15 protein-coding genes are annotated in these 17,956 nt (G+C 69.6%); 10 read left to right on the plus strand and 5 right to left on the minus strand.

Translation table 11 applies throughout. The features are described from left to right. Positions 1 to 100: 100 nt before the first annotated feature. The 5 genes from QHF84_RS34545 (at position 101) to QHF84_RS34565 (ending at position 4,546) form a co-directional block, all read left to right on the plus strand. Positions 101 to 1,240 (plus strand): PEGA domain-containing protein, encoded by a 1,140-nt coding sequence (locus tag QHF84_RS34545; protein ID WP_281317774.1) that lies wholly within the window; start codon positions 101 to 103, stop codon positions 1,238 to 1,240. Positions 1,241 to 1,277: 37 nt separating this feature from the next. Further along, complete coding sequence (gene rsmD, locus QHF84_RS34550) at positions 1,278 to 1,859, plus strand: 16S rRNA (guanine(966)-N(2))-methyltransferase RsmD (RefSeq protein ID WP_281317775.1); 582 nt, start codon at positions 1,278 to 1,280, stop codon at positions 1,857 to 1,859. Positions 1,860 to 1,881: 22 nt separating this feature from the next. Continuing rightward, positions 1,882 to 2,238 (plus strand): hypothetical protein, encoded by a 357-nt coding sequence (locus tag QHF84_RS34555; RefSeq protein ID WP_281317776.1) that lies wholly within the window; start codon positions 1,882 to 1,884, stop codon positions 2,236 to 2,238. Positions 2,239 to 2,254: 16 nt separating this feature from the next. Continuing rightward, complete coding sequence (truA, locus tag QHF84_RS34560; protein ID WP_281317777.1) at positions 2,255 to 3,088, plus strand: tRNA pseudouridine(38-40) synthase TruA; 834 nt, start codon at positions 2,255 to 2,257, stop codon at positions 3,086 to 3,088. 75 nt (positions 3,089 to 3,163) lie between these two features. Continuing rightward, on the plus strand, positions 3,164 to 4,546 hold the full coding sequence (locus tag QHF84_RS34565; protein ID WP_281317778.1) for a trypsin-like peptidase domain-containing protein: 1,383 nt from the start codon (positions 3,164 to 3,166) through the stop codon (positions 4,544 to 4,546). A 125-nt stretch (positions 4,547 to 4,671) separates the two neighbouring features. Here the strand turns inward: QHF84_RS34565 and QHF84_RS34570 are convergent, their stop codons facing one another. Both QHF84_RS34570 and QHF84_RS34575 read right to left on the minus strand, forming a co-directional pair. Beyond that, entirely contained in the window at positions 4,672 to 6,267 is a 1,596-nt protein-coding gene (locus QHF84_RS34570; protein WP_281317779.1) for a serine/threonine-protein kinase, read from the minus strand. 141 nt (positions 6,268 to 6,408) lie between these two features. After that, positions 6,409 to 7,884 (minus strand): serine/threonine-protein kinase, encoded by a 1,476-nt coding sequence (locus QHF84_RS34575; protein WP_281317780.1) that lies wholly within the window; start codon positions 7,882 to 7,884, stop codon positions 6,409 to 6,411. A gap of 167 nt (positions 7,885 to 8,051) precedes the next feature. Between QHF84_RS34575 and QHF84_RS34580 the strand changes: the two genes are divergently transcribed. Together QHF84_RS34580 and QHF84_RS34585 are read left to right on the plus strand one after the other, a co-directional pair. Beyond that, the gene (locus QHF84_RS34580) at positions 8,052 to 9,254 is read left to right on the plus strand and encodes a DUF1343 domain-containing protein (protein WP_281317781.1); all 1,203 of its coding nucleotides are present in this window, start codon (positions 8,052 to 8,054) and stop codon (positions 9,252 to 9,254) included. A gap of 83 nt (positions 9,255 to 9,337) precedes the next feature. Further along, entirely contained in the window at positions 9,338 to 9,982 is a 645-nt protein-coding gene (locus tag QHF84_RS34585) for a hypothetical protein (protein ID WP_281317782.1), read from the plus strand. Between the two features lie 4 nt (positions 9,983 to 9,986). On the opposite strand, the gene QHF84_RS34590 is transcribed toward QHF84_RS34585, so the two are convergent. From QHF84_RS34590 to QHF84_RS34600, 3 genes are read right to left on the minus strand one after another with little or no spacing between them, the layout of a single operon-like run. Then, positions 9,987 to 10,955, minus strand: coding sequence for a GNAT family N-acetyltransferase (locus QHF84_RS34590; protein WP_281317783.1), 969 nt, complete (start codon positions 10,953 to 10,955; stop codon positions 9,987 to 9,989). 40 nt (positions 10,956 to 10,995) lie between these two features. Next, positions 10,996 to 12,723 (minus strand): acyl-CoA dehydrogenase family protein, encoded by a 1,728-nt coding sequence (locus tag QHF84_RS34595; protein ID WP_281317784.1) that lies wholly within the window; start codon positions 12,721 to 12,723, stop codon positions 10,996 to 10,998. A gap of 40 nt (positions 12,724 to 12,763) precedes the next feature. Further along, complete coding sequence (locus QHF84_RS34600) at positions 12,764 to 14,506, minus strand: HDIG domain-containing metalloprotein (RefSeq protein WP_281317785.1); 1,743 nt, start codon at positions 14,504 to 14,506, stop codon at positions 12,764 to 12,766. A gap of 361 nt (positions 14,507 to 14,867) precedes the next feature. Here QHF84_RS34600 and folP point away from each other — a divergent pair, with 361 nt between their 5' ends. The 3 genes from folP to QHF84_RS34615 are packed head-to-tail and all read left to right on the plus strand — an operon-like array spanning position 14,868 to position 17,953. Further along, positions 14,868 to 15,689, plus strand: a complete 822-nt coding sequence (folP, locus tag QHF84_RS34605) for a dihydropteroate synthase (protein WP_281317862.1) — start codon at positions 14,868 to 14,870, stop codon at positions 15,687 to 15,689. A 3-nt stretch (positions 15,690 to 15,692) separates the two neighbouring features. Further along, positions 15,693 to 17,012 (plus strand): diadenylate cyclase CdaA, encoded by a 1,320-nt coding sequence (gene cdaA / locus QHF84_RS34610; RefSeq protein WP_281317786.1) that lies wholly within the window; start codon positions 15,693 to 15,695, stop codon positions 17,010 to 17,012. Further along, the gene (locus tag QHF84_RS34615; protein WP_281317787.1) at positions 17,009 to 17,953 is read left to right on the plus strand and encodes a CdaR family protein; all 945 of its coding nucleotides are present in this window, start codon (positions 17,009 to 17,011) and stop codon (positions 17,951 to 17,953) included. Before cdaA ends, QHF84_RS34615 begins: the two co-directional genes overlap by 4 nt. The last annotated feature ends 3 nt before the right edge of the window (positions 17,954 to 17,956 follow it).

Here is a 17,956-nt window from a genome sequence, read left to right on the forward strand (position 1 = left end):
GCCGAGCCGGATCCTCTTCGCCCCGTCACCGCATAATTGCGGAACGTGCCCAAGGGAGGATAACGTGGTCGCGCGGAGGAGAGAGAGCGGCAAGATGACCATGCGCGCACCCCGATACGGTCTGGCGACGACGCTCGCGTTTGCGACGTGGATGTCCGTCGGCGCGGCCCAGGCCTCCGAGCCAGGGCCCGACACGCTTCCGATCCACATCATTTCGATCCAAACGATGGACGCCGACGACCAGGCGGAGGCGCTCACGAAGGCGCTCCGGAACGCGGTCCGGGCGACGCCGGGCTGGTCGCAGGGCGAAGGGGACTATTCGCTCGAGGTGCTCACGCTCTCGCTGAAGTGCCCGGATCCGCCGGACGCCGGGTGTCAGTCGCGTATCGCCGATCAGATCCGCGCCGACCGGTACGTGTGGGGCAAGCTCGACAAGGGCAAAGGCGGCAACGTCACCGGCGAGCTGCACTTCTGGGTGCGCGGCAAGGGCACGACGGACCACAAGATCGAGTACAGCGCGAACCTGACCGAGTCGCAGGACGAGGCGCTGCGCAAGATCGCCTCCGACGCGCTGAACAAGCTGACGGACGGGCCGCCCAAGGGCGAGGTGAAGGTCAAGGCCGGCTCGGTGGCCGGTCAGGTCTTCGTCGATGGTCAGCCGCTCGGCGCGCTCGCGAACGGCGAGGGCACGTTCTTCGTCCCCTCGGGCAAGCACAACCTCGTGGTCAAGGCGCCCGGCTACGCCGACATGTCGACGGAGATCACGGTCAAGCCGAACTCGCCGACGGACGTGGTCGTCGCGCCCGTGCCCGCCGGCGACACGTCGCCGACGAACTGGAAGCGCATCGGCGGCTTCGCCGCGATCGGCGCGGGCGTCGCGTTCGGCGCGGTCGGGATCTACGGCACCGTGACCGTGAACGGGGTCAACAAGGATCCGGAGTACGATCGGAACCAGGCGTTCTACGACCAGCAGACGAACATCTGCGAGCTCGCGCGTGGCAATCAGCAGGTCGTCGCCGGCTTCGACAAGGCCAAGGTCGACGACCTCTGCTCGAAGGGCGAGACGGGCCAGCTCCTGCAGCTCGTGTTCTACCCGCTCGCGGCCGTCGCGGCCGGCGCAGGCGTCTTCCTCATCGCGACGAGTGGTACGGCGTCGAAGGAAAAACCCACGACGGGCCTCATGGTCCTGCCCCGCGTCGATCGGACCGGCGGCAAGCTCGACGTCGGCTTCCGCTTCTGAAGACGAAGCGCGGCGCGTTCTCTCCCTCCCTCCTCCCATGCGCGTGATCGGCGGCTCGCTCGGCGGACGTAGGCTCGTCGCCCCGTCGGGGCACGCCACACGGCCGACGAGCGATCGCGTGCGTGAGGCGCTCTTCAACGTGCTCGGCGACGTCTCGGGCGCGGCCGTGCTCGACCTCTACGCAGGCACGGGCGCGCTCGGGATCGAAGCGATCTCGCGTGGCGCGTCGCGCGTGGTCTTCGTCGAGAACGGCCGCCCCGCGCTCGCGGCGCTCCGGCAAAACCTCGCGTCGCTCGGAATCGAAGCCGCTTGCCGGGTGATCACGCAGCCGGTCACGCGCGCGCTCGCGTCGCTCTCGCCCTTCGGCCCCTTCGAGCTCATCCTGCTCGATCCGCCCTATGCCGCGCTCGCGGAGGCCGCGCGCGTGCTCGATGCGATCGCGGCCGAGACGTCGAACCTCGCGGCGCCCGGGGCGCGCGTCGTGCTCGAACACGCGAGCCGCGACGCCGCGCCGAAGCCCGGTCGCCTCGTCCTCGACGAGACGCGAATCTACGGAGATACCGCGATCTCCTTGTACACGCGCGCGGAGGACGTTCCCTCCGGGGCCGCGGATGGGTAAGGTATCGCCTCACCCCAAAGCCATGAGCACGACCTCGATGAAACCCTTCGCTTCCCCGAAAGGCAAAGGCCCGGCCTCTCCGCTCCTCGCGGCGATCTTCGTGGCGCTGCTCTGCGGCGCCTCGGCGTGCGCCTCCGAGGAGGGCACGACGCCCACGTGCAACCTGGACGTCGACGGGAACGGGCACATCGACAACGTCGACAACGGCTGCAACCCGTTCGCCACCTGCATCGTCAACGGCAAGGTCTCGCCCCCGGCCGAGTGCTGCAAGGACCTGCAGGGCTACGATCTCCAGGCCTGCCTCTACGGCTACGGCGCCGGGCCCGAGCCGAGCGGAGGCGCGGGCGGCGGCGGCGGCAGCGGCGGCGGCGGCAACTAGCCACGCAACCCTTTCCATGAACGAGCCCGCTGACGAGGGCGGCCCGAGCCCTCTGCCCGACGGCATTCTCCTCACCGTCGCCTACGACGGCCGCACCTTCTCGGGCTTCGCGCACCAGCCCGATCAACGCACGATCGCCGGCGAGCTGCTCGCCGCGCTGCGCGCCCTCGACCCCACGATCCGCGAGATCCGCGGCGCGAGCCGCACCGACGCGGGCGTGCACGCCTTCGGCCAGCGCGTCGCATTCGATCCATCACGCGTGGTGCCGCCGCGCGGATGGGTGCTCGGCACGGCGAGGCATTTGCCGAAGGAGATCGCGGTGCGCCGCGCGTCGCTCGTGCCGCGTGGATTCACGCCGCGGTTCGCGAGCAAGGGCAAGCGCTACCGGTATCTGCTCTTGCGCGACCTCGTGCGGGATCCGTTCCTCGAAGGTCGCGTTTGGCGCGTCGAGCAGATGAAGGACGATGCAGCCATCACGCGCGCGGCGGCCGAGGCGAGCCTCGCGGTCGGCACGCACGATTTTGCCGCGTTCCGATCCGCCGCGGATCCGCGGGAGAACACGGTGCGCACGCTCCGGCGCGTGTCGGTGGAGGTCGACCGGGACGATCCACGCCTCGTGCGAATCGAGGTCGAGGGCGACGCGTTCATGCACAACATGGTGCGCATCCTCGTGGGGACGTTCGTGGACGTCGCGCGCGAGCGGCTCGCGCCCGGCGCCGTGTCGCGCGCGCTCGCCTCGAAGCGCCGGCAGGACGCGGGCATCACCGCGCCGCCGGATGGGCTGTACCTGGTCTCGGTGACGCTCGCCAACGAGGGGCGGGAGGCGTGGCCGAGCGAGGTGGGGGCGTAAATCGCACGCGTCTTCCGCGTGCCATCGTGGCCCCTCGAGAGCCATAATCGAACCCCTGCCTTCCTCGGAGGAACGATGCGCCCTCGCTGCATGCTCGCCTCGATGCTGGTCATGGCCGGGCTCGGCTCGCTCTCTTCGGTCGCTTCCGCGCAAGCCGCGCCGCCGCGCCCGAAGGCCCCACCGCCGCCCGCGCTCCCCACGCCCGCGCGAGGTTTGCCCTCGGCGGCCGAGGTGCGCGCGCTCGGCGATACGTTCGTCGCGGTCGCCGAGAAGACGAGCCCGGCCGTCGTGCAGATCGACGTGACGGTCTCGAGCGGCGACAGCTCCGCGGGCCGCTGGTTTCGCGCCGACGCGACGACGCGTGGCATGGGCTCGGGCGTGATCTTCTCGGCCGACGGCGCGATCCTCACGAACAACCACGTCATCGAGGACGCGCGCGCCATCAACGTGCGCCTCAAGGACGGACGCACCTTGCCCGCGCGCGTGGCCGGCCGTGATCCCGCGACCGACCTCGCCGTGCTCCGCGTCGACGCGACGAACCTGCCCGTCGCGTCGTTCGCCGACAGCGACGCCGCGCGTGTCGGCGAGTGGGTCGTGGCGATCGGATCACCGTTCGGCCTCGGGCACACGGTGACGACCGGCGTGCTCAGCGCGAAGGGCCGCGGCGGCGTGGGGATGAACGCGATCGAGGACTATCTGCAGACGGACGCGAGCATCAACCCGGGCAACTCCGGCGGTCCACTCGTGAACCTCGACGGCCAGGTGCTCGGCATCAACACGATGATCGTGAGCAAGGGCCAGGGCATCGGTTTGGCCGTGCCGTCGAACATCGCGCGTCGCGTGGCCACGCAGATCTTGAAGACAGGGAAGGTGATGCGCGCCTGGATCGGCATCGGGATCCAGGACCTCACGCCGCAGCTCGCGGCCGAGATCCCGAACGCGCCGACCGCGGGCGCGCTCGTGAACACCGTGGTCGCCGGCGGGCCCGCGCAGAAGGCGCACCTCGAACCCGGCGACATCGTCACGAAGATCGGCGCGCGCACGATCGCCGACGCGCAGGACGTGATCCGCGAGCTCTTCCTGCACGACGACGGCGAGGTCCTCGCGATGGAAGTGATCCGCAGCGGCAAGCGCTACCAGACGAAGGTGACGCTCGAAGCGAAGAGCGAATCGTCGCCGCCGGCGCTCCCGGTCGAGCGGAAAGCGTCGAGCCCGCAGGGCCTCGGGATCACGCTGCGGGACATGGAGGGCGACGCCGGGAGCACGCTCGCGCAGATCGTGGCCGTGTCGCCGGATTCGCCGGCGGATCGGGCGGGGCTCAAGCGTGGTGACGTGGTGCTCGAGGCGGACTTCGCGCGGCTGCCGACGTCGGCGGACGTGCAGAAGGCGGCGCAGGACGGGCGGCTCCTCCTGCGGGTTCGTCGCGACAAGGCGACGTTCTACACGGCCGTCCGTTAGCAGGCTGTTGATAAACTTGCTGCGCGCCCTGGATCGTCGGTCGTCGTCCTCGGAATACGCCTGTATTCCTGCGTCCTCCTCCCTAGCTCCAGGGCGCTCGCGGCGTTTCTCAACAGCCTGTTAGATCAGAGGTCGCTGCCCATCTTGCGGCCGCCGCCGGTCGACGTGGTCGTCGGCGTGGGCGTCGGCTTCTTCGTGGTGCCCGTGCCCGTGCCGAGCGGCGCCGTGCTGCTCGTACGCGCGCCCGTCGGGAGTGGCCCACCGACCCCGACCGGCGGCGTCGCCGTGCCGACCGCCGCCGTGTTCGTCTCGGCCGGCGTCGGTGCTTCCTCCGTAGCTGTCGGCGTGGGCGTCGGCGCGAGCGTCGGCGTGGGCGTCGGCATCGGCGGGGGCGTCGTCGCCGCGGCTTGTGTGGTCACGGCCGGCGGCGTCGTGACGGCGGGTTTGTCGAGTACGAACTTCCAGACGATGAGCCCGCTCGCCGCGACGAGCAACGTGCCGAGCAGGCCGATCGCGATCATCGCGCCGTTGCCGCTCTTCTGCGGCACGCCTGCGACCGTGAGCCCCGCGTGCGACATGCCGAGGTTCGGGTGCGACATGCCGAGGTTCGTCCCCGGGATGGGCTGCATCGGCTGCTGACCCATGACCATCGGGTTCTGCTGGCTCATGCGCGGATCGAACGTGCCAGGGATGCCCCCGCCGACGAGCGGACCCTGCTGGCTCATGCGCGGGTCGAACCCCGCGGGCAAACCGAGCGGCCCCGTGCCGACGAGCGGGTTCTGCTGGCTCATGCGCGGGTCGAAGCCCATGCCTTGCATGCCCGGCTGGATCGTGGGGATGCGGCCCGCGCTGAGTTCGGGTCCGGCCGGATTCGCCATCATCCACTGCGCGACGGCCGCCTGGAACTCGCGCGCCGTCTGGAAGCGGATGTTCGCGTCGCGGATCATGGCCTTCGCGATGATCGCGGCGAAGCCCGGGTCGAGGTTCGGCACGACGAGCTCAGCCGGGTCGGGCGACTCGAGCGCGATCTTGAAGACGAGCTCGTTGAACGTCTGCGCCTGGAAGGGAAGGCGACCCGTGATCGCCTGGTACATGACCACGCCGACCGAGTAGAGGTCGCTGCGCGCGTCGATCTTGCCGCCCCGCGCCTGCTCCGGCGACATGTAGTAGGGCGTGCCCATGACCGCGCCGGTCTTGGTCATGCTCATGTCGGTGTCGAGCGCGGAGAACTTCGACACGCCGAAGTCGAGGATCTTGACGAAGTCGCGCTGGTTCTTGTTGTTGATCAGGTAGACGTTGTCGGGCTTGAGATCGCGATGGACGATCCCCGCGTCGTGCGCGGCCGCGAGCCCTTCGAGCAGGCCGTGGATGAGCGGCGCGAGCTCGACCGGCGTGAGGCGCTTTCGCTTCTTGATGCGATCGCCGAGGCTCTGGCCGTCGAGGAACTCCATGACCATGAAGCGCTCGCCGGTCGGCAAGTTGCCGAGGTCGAGCACCTCGACGATGTGCTCGGAGCCGATGCGACCCGCGGCCTGCGCCTCGCGCTCGAAGCGCTGGACGACGTCCTCCTTGCCCGAGACGGACGCGTGCAGGACCTTGATGGCCACGCGGCGATGGATGCGCTCGTTCTCGCCCTCGTAGACCGCGCCCATGCCGCCCTGCCCGAGGAGCCGGAGGATGCGGTACTTGCCTTCGATGATGTTGCCGGGCTGAAGCGTCATCGACTGCCTTATCGGGTCGGGAGAAAGATCAGGAGACGGGTCCGGAGCGCGCGGAGGCGTTTCATCATAACGCGCCGAAGGCGCATGGAGTCGAGTTCCTGACGGCCGGTCGGAGGGCCTCGCGCGATCCCAGAGCCGCGCTCACAAGTCGTCCGAAATGCGGCGCTTGCCGGTGCCTTTCGTGCTGGGCGAGGTGCGCGCGGGCCCCGAGCCGCGCGTGCTCGCCGCGGGCGTCTGCGGCGGCGTGACGATGCGCGTGGTCCCTTCGACCGCCTCGGAGGTCGGCGCGGGCTCCACCGGCGTGACCGCGGGGAGCACGGCGGAAGGCGCGGGCGCCGCGGACGCCGAGGCCGCGGGCGAAGCGGCTTCTTCGGCCGGGCCCTGCATGAAACGCACGGCCAGCATGATGAGCGCGCCCAGGACGAACACGATCACGAACGCCGCGCCGCCGACGATCGGGGCGAGCGCTTGCGGAGCACGACCCGCCTGCGGCTGCGGTCGTCCAGGCATGCCGGTGATCGACGAAGGCAGCACGGGCAGCCCCGCGGGCGCCGGTCCCGACATCGGGGGCTGACGCACGGACGAGGGCGGCTGCGCCTGGCCCGGCGGAGGCGGCGGGTTCGGAGGCGCCGGGCGCGCGGGGAACTGCGGCTTGCGGTCCATGATGACCGTGCCGTGGTCCGCGATCATCAGGTCGTCGTCGTCGTCCCCGGGGGCGCTCATGGAGGGCGATGGCGGGCGCGGAAGGTGCGGTGCAAGAGCCACCTCGGGGACGGCGCCGAGGCCACGTCGAGCCCGGAACGTGGCGAGCGCCTGCGCGAGGTCTTGGTCGCGTTGATACCGGACCCTCGGGTCGCGCGCCATGGCCTTGTGCACGATCGTCGCGAGCTCGGGGTCGACGTCCGGCGCGAGTCTTTCCAGAGGTGCAGGGTCCTGCATCACAATGCTGAAAAGAAGTTCATCTTCGGCGCTCGTGGCGAAGGGGGCCTGCCCGGCGAGGCACTCGTAGAGGATCACGCCGAGCGCGTAGATGTCGGCGCGCGCGTCGATCTCGTTCGTGGTGCGGATCTGTTCGGGGGCCGTGTAGGGCGTGGCGTGATCGGGCGGCTGCTTCGCCGTGATATGGGCCACGCCGAAATCGAGGATCTTGACGAGCTCGATGCGGGGCTCGTGCCCGCGCGCGAGCAGGATGCTCTCGGGTTCGAGGGCGCGGTGCACGACGGAGAGCGCGTGTACCGCTGCGAGGCCGCGAGCGACCTCGATGCCGATGCGGCTCGTCTCGTCGGCGTCGAGGCGGCCACGCTCGCGCATGCGCTGACGCAACGTCACCCCTTCGCGAGGCTCCTTCACGAGGACACGCGCGCCGCCCGAGAGTTCGAGCTCGTCGAGAATCTTGTCGACGTGTGGTGATGAAGCGCCGTTCGCGGTTCGTGCGTCGCGTGCGAACGCTGCGAGGCCACCGGGGCGCGCGACGAGCGACGGCGTCAGTTCTTCGACGGTGACGCGCCGATGGATCTCGACGTTTTCCCCTTCGTACACGGGGCCGTGTTTGCCTTCGCCGAGCACGCGAAGGACGCGGAACTTGCCGCCGTAGATCTGGCCAATCTGGAGAGTCATCGACCAGCCCCACACCCCGTGAGCGACCAGAGCCACCCTACCACGGCGTCGAAATTGTGCGCCTGCACATGCACCAACTCCTTTGATTTCCTTGGATTTTGTCGGTCGACTGGTAAGTGTCGTGCTCACCCCTAGACGAGCGGCTAGGGCCGGAGTACGGCCGGAAAGTGCTCGTAGGACTTGATCGGCTCCCTCGCCTCCCTTCGGTCACCTCCCGCCTGAACCGCTCGCGATTCGGCGTGCTCGCGCATCCGGCCAGCGTGGATCGGGGCATCGAGCATATCGGCGACGTGCTCGCCCGCATCGGCGCCAAGCCCGCGCTCTTCTTCGGACCCGAGCACGGCTACGGCGGCGAGGCCCAGGACATGGTCGACGTGCCGCACGCGCGCGACAAGCGCACCGGCGCGCCGATCATCAGCCTCTACGGCGATCGTTTCGAGGACCTCTCGCCACGGCCCGAGCACCTCGCGTCGATCGACCTCCTGCTCATCGATCTCGCCGACGTCGGCGCCCGGTACTACACGTTCGTCTGGACCGCGCTGCTCGCCGTGCGCGCCGCGGCCAAGGCCGGCGTGCCGGTGATCCTGCTCGATCGTCCGAACCCGATCACGGGTTCGCGCCGCACGGTCGAAGGCCGCTCGCAGGCGCCGGGTTTCCTCTCGTTCGTGGGCCTCGAGCCCATTCCGGTACGTCACTCGCTCACGATCGGCGAGGCCGTGGCGCTCTTCGCGCGCCGCGAGGGCATCCCGCTCGGCGACGCGCTCTCGATCGTGACCGTGGAGGGCTGGGATCGCGAGAAGTACGCGGACACGTGGGACCGGCCGTTCGTGATGCCCTCGCCGAACATGCCGACGTGCTGCACGGCGATGGTGTACCCGGGCGGCTGCTTGATCGAGGGGACCAACCTCTCCGAGGGGCGCGGCACGACGCGTCCGTTCGAGATCATCGGCGCGCCGTGGATCGACGGGCATCAGCTCGCGCAGGGGCTCAGGGCGACGGGCCTGCAAGGGTTCGTCGCGCGACCTCTCACGTTCCGCCCGACGTTCCAGAAGCACGCGGGACAGATCTGCGGCGGCGTGCAGATCCACGTCGCGGATCGGATGTCGTTCCGCCCGGTCGCCACGTACACCGCGCTCGTCGCGCTGGCGCGCCGGCAGAACCCGCAGAGCTTCGCGTTCCGCACCGAGCGGTACGAATACATCGACACGATCCCCGCGTTCGATCTGCTCACGGGATCGGATCAGGCGCGGCGCGCGATCGAGGCGGGCGAGGACGCGCGTTCGATCGCCGAGTTCGTGTCGACGGCGGATCCGACCTGGCCGGACGTGACGGCCGAGGCGAGCGCGGCCCTGCAAGAAGCGGCGATCTGAGCACGGTCGGCGACGGGCGCGCGCCTACCTGCGGTGCATTTTTGGCGCTACGCTGGAGCGTCGACCGAGGAGGCCCACCTGCAATGATCACCGAGCCGGTCACGAAGGCGCTCGCAGGGTTCGACGAGGGGATCCGGAAAGACGCAGCCGCGTTCGTTCACGCATTCTGCAAAGATCTGCTCATCGACGTGTCGATCTTCTCTGCGGAGGATCTGATCACGGCCGTCGAGGAGGCGGTGAACGCAGCGTCGGGTCGCGCGTCGTCGCCGGTGTTCATGGAACGCCTGCGCAGCATGCTGCTCGGTTATTTGCACGAGCGGATGGTCGATCTCTCGCGTGACGGATTGATCTTGCCGACCGGCATCGACGGCGCGCGTTTCGCGACGCTCTTGAACGAGCTCGAGCGGACCTTCGGCGTGCTGCCCGCGCCCGAGGTGAGCGTGTACGTCTACGGGGTCATCGACAATCGCAGCGGTCGCATGTTCGAGGTGGAGCTGCCGGGTCGAAAGGTGCAGCCGGAGACGACGCTGGATCCGAGCGAAGGTCCGCTCGGGCAACATCGCGATCGCGATGCGCTCGCGACGTTGCGTGAGGCGCTCACGTCGGGGCGCGTCGGGGTGAACGAGTCGAGCTCGGGCTCGCAGAAGCGCGTGCCGCTCGCGGCGTTCGCGCGCGTGCTGGAGAGTGGTCCGATGCTCGAAGTGATCGGACCGATGTCGGTGCGCTGAGCTTTCAGATCACGCGATCGAGGTCGCCGTCGCCCCAGGCGTAGTACCAGCGGCGCGCGTCGAACACCGCGGGATCCATGCCCTCGCACGCGTGCACCTGGAAAGGTTTGCCCTCGCGCGGGAAAAACCCGGCGCGCCCGAGGCTCCGCGCGTGCGGGCCACGATCGTTGATCTGCGTGACGAGCGCCTCCGCGCCCGAGCTCGACGCGACGATCGAGAGCGCGTGGCCGAGATCGTCCGGATGCGCGACGAGATCGACGATGGCGACGCGCCGGCCCGCGTGTTCGAGCACGCAGAGGCCGAGGAGTTTGTCCCCGGAGAGGACGACGAAGGCGCGTTGCGCGCGGGAGGGGCACTCGACGAAGCGCCACGCGTAATGGGCAGCGTCGCGAACGGGCGTGACGAGGGTGTCGTCGACGGCGCGTTCGAAGATCCGATCGACGCGAGGATCACGGCCCTCGATCGGCACGAGGCGGCCGCCGCGGGCGACGATGCGGCCGAGAGGGCCGAGGACGCTCTGCAAGAGGCGCGGTCGCGCGAAGCGGCGTACGTGACAAACGACGCGCGCGCCGGCGCGCTCGAGGGCGCGGAGGTTGTGCGGTTCGGGCGGGCCGAACATGATCTCGACGCCCTCGGCGCGCATCCTTTCGAGCGAGGCGCGGTGCATCGCGGTGGCGATGCCGCGACGCCGGGCCGAGGGGCGCACGTAGCCGTCGCCGCCGATCGAGCCGAGACGCATGCGGCCGGCGATGAGCATGCGGCGCGGGAAGACCGAGGTGATCCCGAGCGGCTCGCCGCTCCGTTCGTCGCGGGCGATCACGGTCACGGCCCGCCCGTGCGGGTTCTGCTCGTAGAGCCAGGAGTACCTGCGCGCGACATCCGACCCGGGCAGGTGCTCGGAGAGCAAATGCAGCACGAAGTCGCGATGCCGTGCGTCGGCGCGTTCGATCAGAAAGCCTGGTGAAGTCGTCACGCGCGGGACGCGGTGCAAAGCACGCGCCCGATCGGCTGCGCTAGAGCACGTCGAACGGATACGCGCCGTCGATGTAGGCGCGCCCGGCGATGGCCTTGCGCAGCTCGTCGTCGTTGCGCGCGAAGTCCGAGACGTTCTGCCGCAGGCGCTTGTGGGCCATGTTCAGGTAGAGCGAGCAGAGATCGATCTCGCGCCGCGCTCCGTCCTCGCCGCGCCGCTCGATCGCGCGCGTCGTGCGCGTGAGACACGCGGCCACGGCGAAGAGGTCCATCACCATGTCGGCGATGCGGAGCTGCGTGAACTGCATCTCGGCGATGTCGCGGCCGTGCTTGCGCAGCACGTTCTCGGCCTGCACGGCGAGCTCGGAGACGTACTCCTCGAAGATCACGGCCTCGCGCCCGAGCAGCGGGTGCACGCGCGTCATGCGCTCTCTGCCGAGCGCGGCGCGCGCCTTGCGGAGCGCGAAATCGCTGAGCAGGCCGAAGCCCTTGATGGGCTCGCGCATGGCCTTCGCGACCTCGGCGAGCGCCTTGCCCGGCGCGGCCATGCCCGAGAGCGCGATGAAACAGCGGAGGATCTCGTTCGTGCCCTCGAAGATGAGGTTCACCCGCGAGTCACGCAGGATCCGCTCGTACGGGTACTCCTGCATGTAGCCGATGCCGGCCGCGATCTGGAGCGTCTCGTTGACCACGCTCCAGAGCGTCTCGGAGCCCTTCACCTTGCAGATCGCGCTCTCCAGCGAGTAGTCGGCGATCTTCGAGTCGACGAGGCCCGCCGTGAGGTACGTCATCGATTCGAGCGCGTACGTCTCGGCGAGCATGCGCGCGATCTTGTCCTTGATGAGGCCGAAGTCGCCGATGTTGCGGCCGAAGGCGCGCCTCTCCTCGACGCGCGCGATCGCCAGCCGGAGCAGCGTCTTGCACACGCCGACGCAGCCCGAGGCGAGGCCGAGGCGCCCCGAGTTCAGGACCTCCATCGCGACCTTGAAGCCCTTGCCCACGTCGCCGACGACGTTCTCGCGGGGCACGCGCACGTTCTCCAGGAAGATCTCGGTCGTCGAGGAGCCGCGGATGCCGAGCTTGTGCTCGTTCGGTCCGCTCGTGACGCCCATGCCGCGCTCCACGATGAACGCGGTGATCTTCGGCTTCGAGCCCTCTTCGAGCGCGCTCGTGCGAGCGAAGACGGTGAACACGTCCGCGAAGCCGCCGTTCGTGATCCAGATCTTCGAGCCGTTCAGCACGTACGCCGCGCCGCCGTCGACCACCTCCGCGCGTGTCTTGATCGCCGCGGCGTCGGAGCCCGCGGAGGGCTCGGTGAGCGCGAAGGCCGCGACCGACTCGCCCGTCGCGAGCTTCGGCAAATACCGCCGCTTCTGCTCGGGCGTGCCGAAGAGCAGGAGCGACTTGTAGCCGATCGACTGGTGCGCCCCGAGCGTGACCGCGATCGACGCATCCATGCCGCCGATCTCCTGCATCACGCGAACGTAGGCCGCGGTGGAGAGGCCGATGCCGCCGTACTCGGTCGGGATCTGCAGTCCGAACAGGCCGAGCGAGCGGAGGCCGTCCATGACCTCCTTCGGGATCTCCTGCTCGCGATCGATCTTCGCGCTGTCGACGTTCGCCGCGAAGAACCGGCGCACGCTGTCGAGGATGATCGACGTGCTTTGCCGCTCCTCGGAGGTCATCTCCGGGTACGGGAAGATCATGTCCTCGGCGATCACGCCGTGGAAGAGCGCCTTCGTGAAGCTTTGCTCGATCAGCGGGGGCACTTGCTCCTTGTAGCAAGTTTTCCCGCGAGGATCGCCGCCTCTAGCTCGCGGATTCCTCGGTCGTCGGAGGCTTGCCCTCGATCTTCGGCTCGGTCGATTTCGGGCCGTCCTTCGAGCTCTTGGGCTCGGGCAGCTCGGCGGGCGAGTGCACGATCGGGGTCGTCGTCGCCGCCGGCGGCGGCGCGCCGTGCACGATGGGCGTCTTCTCGGCCTCCTGCTTCTGGCTGTCGCGTTGCCACGGGTACTTGATGCGGCCGTGGTAGAGGTTCACGAGCGTCGTCGCCATGCGCGTCGTGATGATGCGCAGATCTTCCAGCGTGAGGCCCGACTCGTCGAGCTGCCCGCTCGAGAGCTTCGTGAAGATGACGCGCTGGATCATCTCCTCGAACTTCTTCTGCTCGGGCGGCCAGATCGTGCGGCTCGCGGCCTCGATGGAGTCGACGAGCATGAGGATCGCCGTCTCCTTCGTCTGCGGCTTCATGCCCGGGTAGCGGAAATACTCCTGCGTCAGGCCGCGCGGGTTTCCCTGCTCCTTGCACTTGTGCCAGAAGAACTCGACGACCTGCGTGCCGTGGTGCGTGTAGGCGAACTCGACGACGGGCTCGGGGATGCGGCCGTCGCGCAGGATCTTCGTGCCCATCACGACGTGCGCCATGATCGCGTCGGCCGAGACCTCGGGGTCGAGCTCCTCGTGCGGCGATTTCTCGCCGTGCGCGAGGTTCTCCACGAAGTACTTGGGCTGCACGGTCTTGCCGAGGTCGTGGTAGTAGGCGCCGACGCGCGTGAGCAGCGCGTCCGCGCCGATCGCGCTCGCCGCGGCCTCGGCGAGGTTCGCCATCGCGCGCGCGTGCTCCCAGCTCCCCGGCGCCTCGGCCGACATCTTCCGCAGGAGCGGCTGTTCGAGGTCCGTGAGATCGATCAGCTTTTCCCGAGAAACATGGCCCATCGCGCGCTCGGCCGGGTCGCGCAGCGCGCGCGCCAAAATGCCCGCGAGCATGCCGCCGCCGATGCAGCCGAGCACGTTCGAGCTCGTGCCGCGGAAGATGTCGGCGAGGATGTTGAAGCGGCCCTCGTAGACGACGGTGAGCGCGACGAACACGACCGCGCCCGAGAGGCCCGCGAGCGTGCCCGCGACGAGCATCTGCCGCGCGTGCTTGCGATCGAAGAAGAAGAGCGTCGCGGCGACGCCCCGCACGAGCAGCACCGACAGGAGGAGGTTGTCGAAGCGCAGGAGTGAGGCCGCGACGAACGCGACGGCGAGGTCGACGAGGAAGGCCGTGCGCCTGTCGAAGGCGTGCGCGACCCAGAGCGGCAGCGCCGCCATCGGCACCCAGAACTCGGGTAACGCCGTGAAGAGGAGCATGCCCTTGGCGAGCGCGACGCTGCCCGCCATGAGGCTGAGCAGGCCGATCTGCGCGCGCAGGAGCCGCACGCGGTTCTGCCCGAAGCGCCGCAGGTACGCGGTGAGCATGAGGCAGACGATGAAATGGATGACGAACACCGAGACGAGCCGCGCCGTGGCCGGCGGCCTGCGCGTCGATTCGTAGGCGAAGGCGGCGCGGTGCTCGTCGTTGTCCTCCTGGAGGAGGGTGCCGCGCGGCACGATCACGCGGGCGTGCTCGTACGCGAGGCGGCCCGTGCGGGCGTCGCGGACGATCCGCGGACCGTACGGAATACGGAGCGTGACCGGCGCCGTCTCTCCGAGGCGCGGCGCCATGGAGGGCAGGTACAGCTCGAAGGTCCCGATGGCCGTGAACAGTGCTGCGAAAATCAGGCTCAGCACGAGGCCGGCCGTCGCCCCTGCTCGAACACGCGTGGCTAGCATCATTCGCTCGGGCCGCGGCGTGGCCTCGGCCGAATGCGGCCCGAGACGCCTCGGACACGCGGATCGGCCGACCGTAGCAGGCATTTCGCCGCGCGTCAGGGAGATCGCACGTGTCGCGCCAGACGAAGATCGCAAACCCACCGGACGCGCCCGCACGGCGCTCGTCCCGCCCCCGAAAAAGTCCAAGGATTTCGCGGATGGATCGTGGCGTTTTTGCCGCACACCGTCGAAGATTGCCGGCCGGCTCGGAACTTGCTACGCACACACAATGTCGTCCCCGCTCCGCGCGCTTCTTTCGAGCCGACGGGGCGCGCTCGTCATGGGGGTTTGTAATCGGACCCCGGACTCTTTTTCGGATGGGGGACGATTCCTGGATGATGCGGCAGCCGTTGCGCATGTGCGGGGGCTCGTGATCGAAGGAGCGCACATCCTCGACATCGGCGCCGAGTCGACGCGGCCGGGTTCCTCTCCGATCGACGCGGCCGAGCAGATCCAGCGCATCGGCGGGCTCATCCGCGCGAGCGTGGAGCTCGGCGTAGTGGTCTCGATCGACACGACGTTGCCCGACGTCGCCGCGTGGGCCCTCGGCGAAGGCGCGCGGATCGTGAACACGGTCTCGCTCGAACCGGCGGCCGAGCTCGGCGCGCTTTGTGCACACTTCGGCGCTTCGCTCGTCCTCATGCATTGCCGCGGATCGATGACCGAGATGCGCGGCTTCTCGATGTACGACGACGCGGCCTACGGGGACGTCGTCGCCGACGTCGCCCGCGAGTGGACCGAAGCGGCCGAGCGGGCGCTCGCGAAGGGCTTGCCGCGCGAGGACCTCGTGCTCGATCCGGGGCTCGGGTTCGCGAAGAACGCGCGGCACTCGATCGCGCTCTGCGCGCGGCTCGACGAGCTCGCGAAGCTCGGCTTCCCGGTGCTCGTGGGTCCGAGCCGAAAGTCGTTCGTCGCGCGCGCGGCGACGCCGGACGCGAGCGTGATCGCGCCGCCGGGAGAGCGGCTCGGCGGGACGATCGCCGCGGTGCTCGCGTGCGTGGCGCGCGGCGCGGCCATCGTGCGGGTGCACGACGTGAAAGAGGTGGTGCAAGCGCTCGCGGTCGCGGCGGCGATCGACGCGGGCCGGGGAGGGGACGCCTGAGCCATGCTCGACGGCCTGCTTCGCCTCTTCGCCCCGCGCCCGTTCCTGCAGGTCCTGCGGGATCTCGTCGACATCTTCATCGTCACGTACGTCATCTACCGCGCGCTGCTCGTGATGCGCGGGACGCGCGCGATGCAGATGGGCATCGGGCTCTGCATCGTCTTTCTGCTCTACCTCGCGGCGAAGACGTTCGAGCTCGCCACGCTCCTGCACCTGCTCTCGTGGCTGCTCTCGTCGATCATCCTGATCGTCGTCGTCGTCTTCCAGAACGACATCCGCCGCGCGCTGATCCGCATGGGATCGAAGGCGTGGCTCGCCGGCGGGCGCGAGCAGCAGTCGCGCGTGATCGACGAGGTCGTGGCGGCGGCGACCGAGCTCGCGCGCCATCGCATGGGCGCGATCATCGCCTTCGAGCAGGACGCGAACGTGCTCGAGTTCTGCAAGAGCGAGGGCATCGCCCTCGACTCGGTCGTGACGCGCGAGCTGCTCGTCAGCCTCTTCGTGCCGGAGTCGGTGAACAAGCTGCACGACGGCGCGGTCTTGATCCGCGATCTGAAGATCGCGCGCGCCGGCGTGTTCTTCCCGATGCCCGAGACGAAGGTGCTCGACGCGAGCCTCGGTTCGCGCCACCGCGCCGCGCTCGGCATCACGGAGGAGACCGACGCGGTCGTCGTCGTCGTGAGCGAGGAGCGCGGGACGATCAGCTTCTGCTTCAGCGGCAACATCGTCTCGAACCTCGACGGTCAGTCGCTCCGGCATGCGCTGCTCGGCCTCTTCGGGCGATCGTCGCGCAAGAAGCAGAAGGCCGCCGCCGCGCGCAAGCCGCCGTCCGCGTCGACGCCGGCTCCGCCGCAGCCCGTGCGCACGCCTCCGATCCCGGCGCCGGCGCCGCCCGTGCGCGCGTCGATCCCGACACCTCCCTCGGTCGGCGCGACGCCGATGCCCGGCGCTCCGGGCACGCCCACGTCGCGCATGCCGCAGAGCGCGGCCCTGCCGATGCGACCGGCCACGACCACGGAGATGCCGCCGGTCTCGGTCGCGGCGCCGACCTTGCGGCCGAACACGTTCGTGCCCTCGGCGACCGTACCGCCGCCCCCGCCGTCCTCGGACCCCGCGCCCACGGCCGCGGCCACGATGCCGCCGCCCGGCGTGGTCCCTGCGGCGCCGCAAGCCGCGACGCCGCCGAGCACGCCGCCGAGCACGCCTCCGAGTACGCCTCCGAGTACGCCCCCCGGCCCGCCTTCGAGCGCGCCGCCGGGCACGCAGCCCACCGCGCGCGCTGGCGAAGGCGCCGGCAGCCCCAGCCACGGTGACGACTCATGACGGCCAAGGACGGGCTTCGGGAGAACATCCGCGCGGCGTTGCTCGACAACATCGGGCTGAAGGTCCTGTCGCTCCTCTGCGCGCTCGGCATCTACGCGTTCATCCACGGCGCCGAGAACGCGCAGCGCACGTTCTCGGTCAGCGTCGTGACGATCATGCCGCCGGAGAGCGCGAACCGGCAGCTCATGACGCAGATCCCGAACGAGGTGAAGGTCACGCTGCGCGGCTCGCGCACGCAGCTCGACGATCTGCGCAGCGACGATCTCGGCACGCTCCAGCTCAACCTGCGCAGCGGGCGCGAGACGAACCTCGACCTCAAGCCGAGCATGTTCCGCGTGCCCACGGGCGTTCAGATCGAAGAGGTGCAGCCGCCGTCGATCGAGCTGCGCTGGGACGACGTGGTCGAGCGCGAGATCCCGGTGCAGATCGCGCGCACCGGTGATCCCGCGCCGACGTTCGCGGTGAAGGGCGTGATCGGCTCCGAGCCGAAGGCCGTGCAGGCGCGTGGCCCTCGCTCGATCGTGGACGTCATGCAGTACGCGCGCGCGGCGCCGTTCGACGTGACGGGTTTGACCGAGGGCGTCTACCGTCGGCCGCTGCCGCTCGACAAGCCGCCGAAGCTCGTGAACTACGATGTCGAGAGCGTGATCGCGACGGTCGAGATCGCGCGTGAGCTCGCGAAGAAGGAGTTCGCGAACCTGCGCGTGGAGGTCGTGGGCCTGCCGCGCGCCGTGACGTCGCCGCCGACGGTGAAGGTGCGCCTCGTCGGATCGAACGAGGACGTGAACGCGGTCTCGCCCGAGTCGCTCGTGCCGCGCGTGGAGCCGAAGAACTCGGGCGCGGACATGAGCAAGCCGGGCAGCGTGTACCTCGACGTGCTGCTCGAGGTGCCGCACGTGAAGGTCGTGGTCGATCCGCCGAAGGTGCTCGTGAAGTGGTGAAGG

The organism is Polyangium sp. y55x31, from assembly GCF_029946505.1.
GTDB lineage: Bacteria > Myxococcota_A > Polyangia > Polyangiales > Polyangiaceae > Polyangium.